Source organism: Lutibacter sp. (assembly GCF_046055765.1).
Lineage (GTDB): Bacteria > Bacteroidota > Bacteroidia > Flavobacteriales > Flavobacteriaceae > Lutibacter.
Map to the genome: position 1 here is coordinate 12904 of NZ_JASFZF010000116.1, position 14463 is coordinate 27366.

The window sequence follows — 14463 nt, forward strand, 5'->3', positions numbered from 1 at the left end:
TTTATAATAGTAAAGTTTAATTAGTTTTTATTTTAAAGTTATCAGGTTCCGTTTTTTTAAAGAAATTAATTGGTATTTTATTTAATTCTATTAATTTCAAATTGATAGCATACTACGACATTCAAAAAAAATATTTTTCGTTTTGTTACTTAATATTCATAATATTCCAACCTTTTATTATATAACTTATATTGAGTTTTTAAAAAATAATAGAGGGTTTATATTTTTTGAGAGTAGTTAAAGTTTCTAAATTAAAAGGGAAGTTATACTAGTTGATCTAACTTTACTTTTTCAATGCGTTTAATTCCTTTTCTATTCATAATTACTCTATATCGTTTAAATTCTATACCATTTTCGGTATAAAACTTTTGAATGATATTAATATGATATATTTTGTTACCAACTCTTGTCATAATTTTACCTTTTTTAACAAGCGAATATTCCTTTTTAGGGTCATCCATTTGAGAAATAAATCTGTTTAAATTTATTCGAGTAATATCTGCTAAGCTATTCAATCTATCGTCTGATATTTCCTTTCCAAATTTACTAGGATACAAAATAATTTTCTTTTTGTATTGTACAATTTGCTCTCCATTCAAATCATAATTTGTTTTCAATAAATTATCTTTAAATCTGTGTGCCTTTACTTTTAAGCCAAGCTTATTTAAAGGTACAAACGTAAAATTTTCTTTTATTTTACCAATATTATTATTTTTTGAATCTTTTATTTTTACTTTATAATCATAAAATAACGAGTTTGATTTGCTAATAAAGAGTAAACCTATAAGCCATTTTATCCTGTCTTTAAACATATAGCCTATAACTAAAGCAATAAAAAACGGTAAAGTGAAATTTCCATAAATTAACTGATAATAAAATGCAATACCTGTTGAAAAAACCATGGCAATACCCGCAGATATTGCAAAAACTGATTGCTCAAAAAAAGTACCATCTTTTCTAATATCACGACTTAAAAAAAGAACACCTTCAATGTATTTTTTAAGCTGACTTCGTTTATGAAGCAGTGATTCATCATAAAAATCATCTTCATCATCAGCATCATAATTTTTAGTCTTTCTGTATTTTTGTTCTTCCGAAATAAACTGAATTACTGTTTTTAAATTCTCTTTTTCAACATTGATGTTTATACAAAAGTCATGAAATCTAATTAAATAATAGTTTGTAATATTACTTATATATTCATCACCTAGTTTTAGAATTTTTCTTAACTCTTTCTTTAGTTTCACGTTTTCATTTTTTTTAACAAAAACTCTATAGCTTGTTATAATTTGATGAAGTGTTTGTAGGAATTCTAATGTGTAATTTTCTTTATATTTTTTAATATTTAAAATTTCATCATTCAATGTATTGTTTAAAATAGCACCTAACATTTTTACGCTCGATTCAAATTCTAAACTGTGTTTTTTTGTTTTTTTATCTGAATTTAACTTTTGTACTATTGATGTTAGCTGATTTAAAGGGCTTGTTTTTAAACTTAATATTTCATTTAATTTGTAGTGTGGGGCATTATATCTAACATACACTTTAACATCGTTATAAAACTTAGCTTTTGTATACGTTTGGCTGTTGATATTTAGGCCATTTGGAATAAAAAGATAGGTAATTGTATCGTATTTTGTTTTTTTTCGTTTAAAAATATTTTCATAAATAAGTTTTACCTCAACCGAAAAATCATCATGAATTTTTATACTATCTTGTATCATAAATTTTCTAATTCATTAGTGTGTGTTTTGAAAAACTACAAAATCCTAACTTCTATTCTTACTTCAAGTTTTGTATTATTTTCATAGTAATTTTATCAATTTCCCCCAATCCGTCAACTTCAATAAAGTTAAGTTTTAACTTCATAAATTCAATTGCTGGTTGTGTAAATTCTTTATAAATTTCAATTCTTTTCTTATGAATTCTAACATCTTTATCATCAATTCTGTTTGATGTTTCAGCTCTTTTTTGAGCTCTAACTAAAAGTTCGTTGTGAGGTACATTTATATGTACTACTTTTTTTATTTTCAGTTCTTTTAGCGTTACCAGTTTTATTAAATCTTTTACTTGAGAAATAGTTCTTGGATATCCATCAAGAATAATTCCTTCTCCCTTTAAATTTTTATCAATTACTTTTTCAAATAGATCTTTAATAATGGCATCCGGAACTAAATCACCTTTTTCTTCATATTCAGACAATATTTTACCAATGGCTGTGTTATTTTCTTTTTCAATTCTACATTGATCTCCTGTAGAAATATGATTATAACCCAATTTTTCTTTTAAAATTCGGCATTGTGTCCCCTTCCCAGAATATGGTGGGCCTGTGATTATTACTATTTTCATGATTTAATTTTGTGATTAATTCCGCAATAAAAATATTGTTAATATCTAATTATAGCCAAATTTTGATTAAAATAATCCGTTAGGTGTAATCCCTAACCATTTAAAATATGTCATTGCCATTAATAACGATGTAATCCAAGCAATTACCTGCATTGTAATACCAAATTTAAAACCATCAGTCATGCTATAATGATTTGTAGAATATAATAGTAATGCTGGTTTGCTATTAAAAGGTAATGTGTACACATGTTCTATAAGTAAAGCAACTGGAAATGCCAAACTCATGATAGGATAATCAAAGCGAACGGCAACACCTATAGCGATGGGAATAAATATCATGGATCTCATGGTTTTAGACTGCATAAATAAAGCACTAAATACCATGGCAAAAGTAAGAACCATATAAAGTATCCAAAATGGTGTGTCAACACCAAATCCCATCGCGTCAAATGCCGCATTTACTGAAATTGAAGGAAGATCTGTAACTTTAAATCCTGCTCCTAATGTATAGGCACCTGCTGAGAATAACAATAAATGCCAAGGTATATCCACATCATTCCATTTTACAATACCTATTCTTGGCAACAACGCAACAATTGCTCCTACAAATGCCACAGCTGTAGGACTTATTCCGTGCCACCTATCTGTTACCCACAAAGCTAAAATACTTACAAAAATTACGATTGATTTTATTTCATTAAATGACATTTTACCCAAAGCATCTAAGTCTTTTTTTAAACTTTCCATACCTCCAACAATACTCGGTTTTCTGTCCTCTTTTTTTATAGGGAATAGCACTTTAACACCAATTATCCATGCAATTATCATTAAACCTAACGCTACAGGTAATGAAGCTACCATCCATTCTGAAAAAAATATATCTGTACCAATAGCACCTGCAATTAATGAAGCTGCTAATAAATTAGCTCCTGATCCTGTTAAAAATGAACTGGCACCCATATTATTTTGAAATAAGTTTTGAAGTAAAATATTTCTTCCAGCATTATTTTTGCTACCATTTGAAGCGCCATAAATAGCGGCAACAACCATAAATACAGGTAACAAAATAGCTGACTTTGCAGTTGTGGCAGATATAAATAATGATAAAACAAGATTAATAACCAAAAAACTTAAAATAATAGATGATGAGTTTTTACCAAACTTAATAATAAACCAAAGCGCAAACCTTTTTGCAACACCTGTAGCAACCAGCATACTTGCCAAAACAAATGACATTATATTTAACCACATTACTTTATGCCCTAATTGCGCATAAGCTACCTTTTCTGAAAGAACGTGCGTTAGTACTAATGCTATTATTAATATTAATGAAGTTAGATAATTTGGAATTGCTTCCGTTATCCATAAAATTAATGAAGCAACAAATATAGCTAACATTGCTTTATTTGAAAAAATGAAATTTTGCAATCCAATAGTATTAAAATTTGATTTGGCATTTTCACTTAATACTGCTGTATCTATTTGCTCTAAAAAAGGAATTTTTACGACAAATAAAATTAGTACAAAAGAAATAATTGCCAACGGTGCACCAATAGACATCAAAAACTTTTCAAATTTAGATTTCTCTCTTTTAGGGAGTTTCTCCATTCGATAATTTTTCATATCTAAAACATCAAAACCATCTTTTAATATTGCGTTCATCTTCTATTATTTATAGTTCAAAAATAAAAATTTCTACTTCCAATCCTTATAAGGATTTTTCATTAACATAGAGTTAAAATAACGAACATCACCTGTTACTTCTTTTCCTAACCAAGTTGGTTTTTCAAAAGTAGTTTCTTCTGTTGGTAATTCTATCTCAGCAACAGTTAACCCATCATTTTCCCCATAAAATTCATCAACTTCAAAAAATAAATCATTAGTTGCTGGTACAATATAACGCGTTTTATCTATTACTCCGGGTTCACAAATAGCCATTAAATCTTTGGCATCACTTATGCTAATTTCTTTTTCAAATTCATATCTTGAAGCTCCACTTGCATTACCAATACCTTTTATTGTTAGGTACCCTTTATCTCCCTTAATACGAATTCTAACAGTTCTCTCAGGTACTGTTGAAAGGAAACCTTGTACAATTTTAGTTTCTTTTGAAACAAATTTTTTATAATCTTCTTTAACGAGAAATTTACGTTCTATTTCTTGATTTGCCATAATTTAATTTGCTAAAGGTTTATTTATCCAGCCTATTATTCTTTTAATAACTTGTAAATAATTTAAGTTTTCGTAATCTTCTAATTTACAATCTATTATTGTTTTTTTAATATCGTCTAACTCTGTTGATTCAGAATTAATGGTAATTACTTTTGCCCCATTAATTAGCACATTACCCACTTCACAAATGGTATTATTTACCATATATCCAAAACGTTGCTTGTGCACTTTAACACCTTGTAAATCATGATGCGCATCAATCATAGCCATAAACTCATCATACGTATAAGTATCTTGAGTTAAAACTGGCATTTCAACTTGAAATGCAGGAAAAACATCTTGCGTTAGAACTTCTTTTGAGATTGGAAATTCACCTTTCATTAAAGGATTCCATTGCTCTAAACCATCTACAGTTTGAACATAGGTTTTGATGTCCATTTTTCCATCTCTAATTTTGGTATTATTGATATCATTTGTTTTAGATAAAATATAAATTTCATCTGATTCTCGTTCCCATACTTTTTTTGGTACAGGTCCTGATAATCGTGCCATTAATTTAGCCGATTCGTCAAAATTTTGACCAAAAGTTCTAAACTCAAAACGCGGTTTAGATATTTCGCCTATTTTCATTGCTGGTTTTGACATAATATTGTTAGTTTTTAGTTTTATTTGGTGTATTACTCGGTTGGTTTTTTAAATACATATAATTTTGCTTCTGCATCACTTACTACATAAATTTTATTATTTGAAATTACAATTCCTTCTGCTTGAGTAACATTAATTGAATAACTCTTAATTACTTTTCCTGTAAGTGAACATTTGTTTATTGTTTTACTTTGATCGCTAACGATCCAAAGGTTGTTAGATGAACTTTCATAGAATATTCCTGAATAATCATTTGCAAAATCTAATTTATATGCTGCAATAACTGAAAAATCAGCTCTTAATCTAATTAGCAAGCCCGGATTTTTTTCATTTAAGATAAAAAAAGTATTGCTGTTAGCATCATACGAAACTCCTTCAATTCCACTATTTGCATCCTTATTCTCATAATTAATTGAATGTTTTAAAGATTCTCCAGTTACCATATTTAAAACAACAATTTCTTTAGTTCTTTCTTCTGCTAATAACAATTTGTTTTTAGTAAAAGAGGAAACTCCTTCTAAATCGTTCCCTTTATAACTAAAAGTTTGTAGAACATTACCCGTAATTGATAATTTGTACACTTGAGCCGTATTATCACTTACCGTATATAAAACAGTACCGGCACTATTAATTGCCAAACCCGAAGGTTCTAAAACATCAATTTTATAGGATGCTTCCAACTCTAGAGTATCATTATTGGAAATAATATCATTATTATTTTTACTGCAAGAAGTATTTATAATAATTCCTAAAAAAATAATTATTACTTTTTTTAATAGTAGCATTTTATAAATATTATCAGCTTACGACTTTCACCGTAAGCTGATTAAATACATTAATTATTGAACATTTAATACATTCCAAAGATTGGTATCTGCTTTAAAATCATCCGATTGATCTGTTGAACCTCCTCCTGGAGTATCATCTAAATACATAGATCCATCACTACCATAATAGTATTCAGCTGTTGCTGTTGCAATACGCACATAGAAACTCGTTTTATTACCAGTTTCACCAACTGCTAAACCATTATCTGCAACTTCATCTTTTAAATTAACTGTAACTCCAGTTTGGGTAAACGATGCATCATCTTCACCTTTTACTTTATTGGCTTTTACATAAACTGGTGCATCACCAACATCAAAATAGATTCTTGCCTCATCAATGTTTTCAGTACTTGTATAAGCTAAAACAACATTAATATCTGTTCCAGGAACTGGGTTTGAAGGAAAAACAACACTAGTTAATGGACCTGCAGTATAATTTACTGTTGTATTTACCACATCGGCGTACGTAATTGCTTCAATTGTATAACTTGGCCAAGTTGTACCTAAATCGTGATTAAAATCTCCACCATCTTCTTCAATCGGGTAATATGTTTTAGTACCGTCTAAATATTCTACTCTTAAGTAATAACTAACTACATCATCTGTATTTTGAGCTGGAATTACTCCTGAAAAAGTATCTCCATTTTTAGTTAAAACAACTTTTGTTTTATCATCATTAACATCATCTTGTAATTCTCCAGGTAGTAAATAATATAGTCTAATCTCATCAACTTGCTCTGGATAATAAGGTGTGGTTGTAAAAGTAACTACCCCTCTAAAACCTGCATTTTCTCCTTGGATATCTAATTCATTTAAACCTCCAGCTACTATAAATTCGGCTGGATTATTACTTCCGTCTTCAGGATAGTAAGAAACTTTTCCTGTTGTATCTGTAGCAACGACATAATAATTTACAATAGAACCTACATTTGATTTAGGAACTGAAGCTTTGTATTTGCCGCTTACTAATGCCATATCTATAGATTGAACGCCTCCATTTGCCAAATAAACTAATTTCACTGACGCAATTCCATCAGCATCCGAAGCGGTAACTTCGTAAACATCTATAAATTCTGTTAAAGGTTCAGCTATAAGAACAGGTGCGTTATTTACATTGCTGTTTGCAACTCCTTTTGAAGCACCTTGAACAACCCAAACATCTCCACCATCAATTTCTCTACCGTAAGTTAAACCTACTTGTGCTGCCATGTCTGGTGTAGTAATTTCATCTATTAACTCTCCATCTGCATTATACAGTGTAATTTTTTCTCCTCCAGATGATATTTTAAAATTAGTAGATACATTCGCTACATTTGAATCATCCGCATCAAATGATACATAACCACCTGCAGGAATTGTTAGTGCATCAATTGTCCATTCTTGGCTACTATCAGTTAATTTATAACCTGCTAAATTAACAGCTTCAGTTCCACCATTATAAAGTTCTATCCAGTCAGGAGAACCTGTTGACATAATTTCATTTAACTTCACTTCTGAAGTTGCTACATCGGGTGCATCTTGTTGAAATACTTCGTCTGTAGTACATCCTACCACACTAAATAGTGTTAATAGTAATCCTAATATTAAATATTTATTATTTTTCATTTTATACCGTTTTTTAAAATTCTATTATTTATTTTTTAGAAGTCTATTTCAATTCTCATTTGTAATTGACCATAATCATCTCCTGCATCACCTTCAGCATCTATAACTTCAGCATAATCTTTTGTTAAATTACCACTGCTATCATATCCTACATACAATTTGCTTTTTCCGTTAGCATATCTATCATGGTTTAAATATGAATAGTTAAGCATCAATTTCACATTTGAATTAAAATAATAATTCAATCCAAGTGTGTATGCATCTGCTCCACCACCATAAATACCAGCTACTTCATCATTAAGATCAATATAATCATATCTAAAAGCTAATTCTAATTCTCCTTTATCACTTCCTCTAGTAACTTGAGTAAACTCACCTTCATTTCTGTTATAATTATATTTTCCTCCTTTTAATAGTATTCCAGCTTGTGCATAAAAACCATTTAAGTTAACATCTGTAAAACCTTCAGTTCTTTGGATATCAGTATTGATATACTCAGATTGGAACATGATATTTTTATAAGCACCTGCCAACTCAACATTCCATAGAGTTCTGCTATCAACATTTAATATATCATCTGTATCTAAATATTTTTTTCTATTAATTGCAGAAATAGAACGTGTGCTAAACCTATAAGAATTTGGCACTTCTAAATCTGTTTTTGGTGTTCTATAAGAAGCTCCAAATCCAATATGCAGAAACTTTTCATTGTCAATAATAGGTCTAAATACAGCTCTACCGGTTAAAGAGTATCCTTCATCCATACCTTCTTTTTTATTAGCATCTTGTCCGAATTCTACTTCTTCAAATTCTCCTTGAGTGTTAAAGTGAATACCTCCAATGAACAAAAATTTCTCTTTCATATAATTAGCTTGAAATCCTAAATGACGAGAAGGAGAAAATTTAGAAGCTAGAGAACGCTCCATAAAAGTTACGTACCTAGATGTTGTAGTTGTTTCCATTGAAAATCCCTCTTTAAAATGACCACCTTTAATATTAAAATCACCAGCATCATTTGTATATTTAATATACATATCTTTCATTTCCGTAACTGCACCAGCAAAATCTAAATCTATTTCACCGTACCAATTTTTGTTTATTCTAGTTTTAACCGCAAAACGAGCTCGTCTAATAGTCATTCCATTTCCTATTGGATTATAGGTGTCGTTATCAAAGTAAATTCCACCATCAAAATATACTCTGTTGTCTAACCAAAATTTAATTCTTTTATCTTTAGATTCAAAAGATAAAATTCCATTTTGTGCTTGAGCACTTAGCTCTACAACATTTACTTTTTGTCCATACTGGTTGATAGTAACATTCTCTTCTTGAGCTGTCAATCCAATACTATAGAGGATTAAAGCCACTACTAATGTGTAAAATTTATTTTTCATTTCTATTTTAATTATTACTTATTATTATAATTTACTTATTAATTCAGTTAAGTTATCTTCTCTTTTTAGATGCATTTTTTTTCGAAGTCTATGTCTATTAACTTCTACACTTTTTGTAGAGATATTTAGAATAGACGACATTTCCTTTGAGCTTAAATTAAGTCTAACTAATGAACATAAACGTTGTTCATTATCAGTTAAATTAGGGTATCTGCTCAATAATCTGAAATAAAAATCTCTATTCAATTCGTTTACATAAATATTAAATCGTTCTCTATCTTTATCTAAACTAAGATTATCTACAATCAATGTTTTTAGGCGTACTAAATTTTCTTTTTGTTCTTCTGGTTTATCTATTATTTTATTTATTTTTGATTTTAATTTTTCAAGAATTCTGTTTTTATTTATAATATTTAAGGCAATATCCATTTGTTCCTTGCGCTTAAATCCAATTTCTTTTTCCAGCTTTAAATTATCATCATTTACTTTACTAAGTTCTCTTTTGAGTAATTTTTCTTGAGATTCGTAATTAATAATCAACTCATGGGATTGATCATCTTTCGATTTAATATTATTATGGTATATTTTTGTTGCGAGGAATACTATAATTACTAATAAAATAAAAATGATTGTATATAGTAACGGTTGGAATAAATGAATAGCTGATTCATGACCATTTCGTACGGATGTAATTATTGGTTCCAAACTATTTTTCACCTCTTCAAGTTTATTTTGAAAAACAGTTAATTTGAAAACATTATCCATAAAAAATAGCGATACAAAAGATACTAGTCCGGCTATTATTGGTGTTGAAATCCATCCAATTGAAATCTTTCCCAAAACCTTAAATTCAATTCCTTTCCCTCCTTTTATGAGGCCTATTCCCATAATTGCACCAACAATTGCTTGAGAACTTGATACTGGAACTAGTGGTATTTCAGGTAAACCAATACTTTGAACGGCATTTGATAACGTAGTTGAAGAAAATATAAATAATACCATTGAGTGTGCCAAAACAATAATCAACGCCGATTCTGCTGATAAATTCATTAAATCGTTACCAACTGTCATCATTACTTTTTTAGAATAAGTTACAATTCCAATTGCTATTGAAATACCACCTACAAGAAACAATAATTGAATACCATCTAAAGTGAAAAAGCCAAAATCAAGCTCAATAGTTGGTACTGAAGGTACAAATACACCAACTACATTTGCCACATTATTTGCCCCCAAACTATAAGCCCCAAAACCACCAATTATTAATAAAGCATATTTTAAATAAGCATCTCGTTTTATTAAGTGAATTTCACTTTTATTAAGGATTGCTTTAAGTAATAAATACAAAATAATGGCAAATATTCCACCTAATATAGGCCCAGCAATCCAGGTGCTTACAATTTTACCTAACACTTCCATATCTGTTGGGTTACCTGAATAAAAATTCCAACCAATAATAGCTCCAATAACGGCTTGTGAAGTTGAAACAGGTAATTTTAATTTTGTCATCCAAAAAACGGTAAGCCCAGCACATAAAGCAACTGTAAAAGCACCTCCAATTGCATTAACAGATCCTAGTTTTCCTAATGTATGTGAAGCTCCTGAACCCTGAAGAAGTGCTCCTAAAATTACAAATATAGAAGCGATGATTACTGCTGAACTAAACTTAACCATTTTAGAACCAACGGCTGAACCAAATATATTGGCTGCGTCGTTAGCTCCTAAAGACCATCCTAAAAATAAACCACTTGTTAAGAAAAATAAAAACATGTTTTAAGGTGGTTGATTACATTTTAATTTTAATTACTAGTGAGGATAACATTTTAGCTACCACTTCAGAGGCATCAGAAACTTCTTCTACATGCAATGTAAAATAACGTATGTGTATTTTCTCACTCAATTTTAAAAAGTCCATTTCTTTAAACAATCTACGCTTAATATTAGTAGCTAGTTTGTCTGTCTCACGCTCATAAAAAATAACCTTTTGTAGCTTATCTTTCACTAAATTTGGAGCAGTAAAAAAAACTCGAGCAGCAGAAATAACATTTTCAACAGATTTTACAGATAAAGAAACTAATCGCTTAAAATCATTCTTCAAGTCCTCCGGAAAATAAGGAGCTTCTACATCAAATTGACTTAGTACTTTTTTTGCCTTATCTATTATATCGTCTGTCTTTTCTAAGAGATTTAAAATATCACTTGAATAATTGGGCATTAACGAATACACATAAAAATCATTTTCAATCTTTCTAATAATTGAATCAGCATCACTTTCAAGTTTTTTAATTTTTCTTAAATTATTTTCAAACTCATCGGTTTCACCATCTAAATAATGATTCACACCCTGCTTAAAATTAAAATTTCCTTGTTCTACATTATTGAAGTATTCATCAATATTAATGATCACATTTTTTGAAGTCTTAAATATTTTTATCATCTCAAAAACTTTATGAAGTAAAATTAGCAACTATACACCTATGTAAATATGATATATATCACATTAAAAGTTTTAAAATAAATATGTAGTGTTTTAAAATATTTTATATATCTATTTTTTAGGGTTTTAAATGTATTTAGTAGCGTTTAATATACTTTTTAATAAGTACTTGTAGTGTTTATTTATAGTTTTTATGGTCACAATAAAACAGTATATAATTGATAATTATCTTAATAATTATATTTGATCACTTAATTTACTTTATAAATCTTGATGAAATATTTATGTAAAACTTAAGTTCGTAAGTGTTTTTTTAGACTAGTTATAGTTATCATTTTTTTAGTAAAGTTTATAAAATTAATTTAAAAATTTGTTCTAAATTATTTCTGTATTTAACCGTTCTTAGTTTTAATAAGTTTTTTATTCATGTGATATTTATCATACAAAATACCAACTAAACTTTATAATTTTAATTTATTATAATAAAAAAATTGTAAAAAATCAATTTAATAATTCTAGTTTTAAGTAAGTTAAAATCAAACCCCTTCTAATTGAATAGTTATTTTCATAAAATTAGCACTTTATCTAACTAGTAATAACACCCCAATATTTTGATTATTTGTAATTAAAATTAGGTGTTATTATGAAATTCACTTTATTAAGTATACTCCTAGTATTGTTTCTCACTTATCATGTATTTAGATATTTATATACTACAAGGTGGAACAAATTCATTATTCAATTTATCAATAAGGTACAACTAAAATATATAATATTATTCACCAAAAAATAATTATATGAAAGCTATAAGCTGTCCAAATTGCGGAAATAAATTAAATGAAGGAGCTCTCTTCTGTGGTACTTGTGGACAAAAAGTAATTCAACCTTCTAAAGAAATTAAAGCAAAAGCTAACCTTTGTCCAAAATGTAATACGCCATTTGAAAAAGATGAAAAATTTTGTGCCGAATGCGGAACACCTATAAATGAAAGTACACAAAAGAATGTGCCAATTAAGCAAAAAAAACAAGTTCAAAAGAGTACTCCACTGCCCATTTCTAAACAAAAATCTAATTCTACAACAAAAAGGAAAAAAGGAAGCATTCTAAAAACGTTAGGCAAAATTGTAGTAGGATTTATTGCCTTTGTTATAGTAGGTTCTATAATCCTCTATAATTTAGATGACGATTGGGAAGATACTACCAACTCACAAGACTCACAAGACTCACAAGAAGAAATAGTTGATTCTCCAAATGATGCCATTAATAATACAACTAAAAGAGATAAAGTAATAGATTCTAAAGACAAAAACAGTGCAGAACAATATCGTTATGGTATAGCTGTTCAACCAAATCAGTATAAAGCATTTGAACTATATAAAAAATTAGCTGATAAAGGAGATCTTAATGCAATGGTTCAACTTTCTGATTATTACGAGCAAGGAATATGGACAAAAAAAGATATTAAAAAAGCAAAAAAATTATTGATACAAGCTGCTGACAAGGGTTCATTAGCTGCTAAATGGCAGTTAGAATTTTTAGAAAGTGAAAAATAAACTAAAAAAATCATGAAAAAAATATATATACAAAGTCTTACTATTTTACTATCGTTACTAATTAGTAGTTTTTCCTATGCTCAAAAAAAAGGAGAGAATAAACCAAAGACATTTCAGAAAGAAACATTGGATGTAGTAGAAGCACATACAAAATCTGAGATTGTCAAGGCCATATCTACAGAATTAACAAGAGCTGCTATGAACAAAAACAATCGTGCGGTTGTTTCAAAAGCTACACAAGAATTATGGAAGTCTGTAAAACATATGACTAAAAAACAAACGAAAGATTTTTTATCGAGACTTTCAAAAATGTCAAGTTCTAACCTTTCAAAACTTGCTAAGATGTCTCCACGTCGACTAAATAGCTTTGCAGCTTCAGCTGTTGGAAAATTGAGTAAAAACACAAAAGTTTTAAGAAATATTATTGCTGGAGGTGGTGACTTAGTTGGAAATACGGCATTACAAGCAGCCTCTAAAATTGATGATGTAATAGCTAGTGGAGGAAAAGTATCTAAAGAATTAGTTAAGAAATTAAAGGATGCAGCAAATAACCTGCCCCCAGGAAGAGTAAAAGCTTTTCTTGATTATTTAAAACAGAAATCTGTAACAGATTGGAAAAACATCACCGATTTAGAAACTCCAGGTAATGGCCCTGGAGGTGTTGTGGGTGGTGTAATTGATGGAGTTTTTGTATTATATGATGCCTACGATATTTATTATAGTGATGATGAACCCGAAATTAAAGCCATTAATGCAACAAGCAAAGGTGTTGGTTATGTTGCAGGTGCAGTTGGAACTGGATTAGCAGGTGCAGCAGCAAACGCTACTGTAACAATAGCTGGAGGTTTTTTACCAGGATTAGTGATTGCTTTTACTGCAAATAGGGTTTCAACATTATATACAGAAATTGCTATGCTTCAAAAAGAACGTGAAGATGCAAAAAATGCCGTAGAGAATGAAAGAATTGGCAATGCAATACTCGTACGCCGTCAACTCGTTAATATCAGTAACAAAATAAAATCTGGGCAAATTAGAAACGCTAATTCTTTACTTATTAAACTAGATAAATTTATACTTAATAACAATATTGATAATCAAGATAAAATTTATGAATTACACTCAGAATTAGAAGAAAAAGCAGAAAAAGCAGAACGAAATGAACTTATTAATAACGTAATTAATAAAGCAAGGCATCCTTATCAAAAAGCAGCAAATTTATATAAAAAAGGTGTAGAATTACATATCGCCAAAATATACGCAGCTGAGGCACTCACTATTTTAAACAATAATTTAAAAATTTATCCTGAAATAGGGGGATTAACTGCAATCTCTAAAACTCAGCAACTCATTAGCTTAATTGACGAAAAAATTGCCAATGCAGCAGATTTTTCAATAACTAGAGTAGCTGCACCTGAGCGCGTATATGTAGGTCAATCTATTGATATCCCTGTTTTTGTAAACGGTGGTATTCCTTATTATAG

12 protein-coding genes are annotated in these 14463 nt (G+C 29.1%); 2 read left to right on the plus strand and 10 right to left on the minus strand.

Annotated features, from left to right (window positions below):
* Positions 1–263: 263 nt before the first annotated feature.
* The 10 genes from QM495_RS11240 to QM495_RS11285 form a co-directional block, all read right to left on the minus strand.
* A complete protein-coding gene (locus QM495_RS11240) occupies positions 264–1724 on the minus strand; it encodes a hypothetical protein (protein WP_408672206.1) in 1461 nt (486 codons plus the stop codon).
* 58 nt (positions 1725–1782) lie between these two features.
* Entirely contained in the window at positions 1783–2349 is a 567-nt protein-coding gene (locus QM495_RS11245; RefSeq protein ID WP_408672207.1) for an adenylate kinase family protein, read from the minus strand.
* A 66-nt stretch (positions 2350–2415) separates the two neighbouring features.
* Positions 2416–4011: an SLC13 family permease gene (locus QM495_RS11250; protein WP_408672208.1), complete on the minus strand. Its 1596-nt coding sequence runs from the start codon at positions 4009–4011 to the stop codon at positions 2416–2418.
* A 33-nt stretch (positions 4012–4044) separates the two neighbouring features.
* Positions 4045–4521, minus strand: coding sequence for a CYTH domain-containing protein (locus QM495_RS11255; protein ID WP_408672209.1), 477 nt, complete (start codon positions 4519–4521; stop codon positions 4045–4047).
* Between the two features lie 3 nt (positions 4522–4524).
* A complete protein-coding gene (locus tag QM495_RS11260) occupies positions 4525–5166 on the minus strand; it encodes a hypothetical protein (protein WP_408672210.1) in 642 nt (213 codons plus the stop codon).
* A gap of 32 nt (positions 5167–5198) precedes the next feature.
* On the minus strand, positions 5199–5951 hold the full coding sequence (locus tag QM495_RS11265) for an SdiA-regulated domain-containing protein (RefSeq protein ID WP_408672211.1): 753 nt from the start codon (positions 5949–5951) through the stop codon (positions 5199–5201).
* Between the two features lie 54 nt (positions 5952–6005).
* Complete coding sequence (locus QM495_RS11270; protein ID WP_408672212.1) at positions 6006–7598, minus strand: lamin tail domain-containing protein; 1593 nt, start codon at positions 7596–7598, stop codon at positions 6006–6008.
* A 35-nt stretch (positions 7599–7633) separates the two neighbouring features.
* Positions 7634–8992, minus strand: a complete 1359-nt coding sequence (locus QM495_RS11275; protein ID WP_408672213.1) for an OprO/OprP family phosphate-selective porin — start codon at positions 8990–8992, stop codon at positions 7634–7636.
* 24 nt (positions 8993–9016) lie between these two features.
* Positions 9017–10762, minus strand: a complete 1746-nt coding sequence (locus QM495_RS11280; RefSeq protein WP_408672214.1) for an inorganic phosphate transporter — start codon at positions 10760–10762, stop codon at positions 9017–9019.
* A gap of 16 nt (positions 10763–10778) precedes the next feature.
* The gene (locus tag QM495_RS11285; RefSeq protein ID WP_408672215.1) at positions 10779–11399 is read right to left on the minus strand and encodes a DUF47 domain-containing protein; all 621 of its coding nucleotides are present in this window, start codon (positions 11397–11399) and stop codon (positions 10779–10781) included.
* An 827-nt stretch (positions 11400–12226) separates the two neighbouring features.
* On the opposite strand from QM495_RS11285, the gene QM495_RS11290 reads away from it, so the two are divergent.
* Positions 12227–12982: a double zinc ribbon domain-containing protein gene (locus QM495_RS11290; RefSeq protein WP_408672216.1), complete on the plus strand. Its 756-nt coding sequence runs from the start codon at positions 12227–12229 to the stop codon at positions 12980–12982.
* Between the two features lie 12 nt (positions 12983–12994).
* Positions 12995–14463, plus strand: a 1469-nt coding sequence (locus QM495_RS11295; protein ID WP_408672217.1) for a hypothetical protein, incomplete at its 3' end; no start/stop codon positions are given.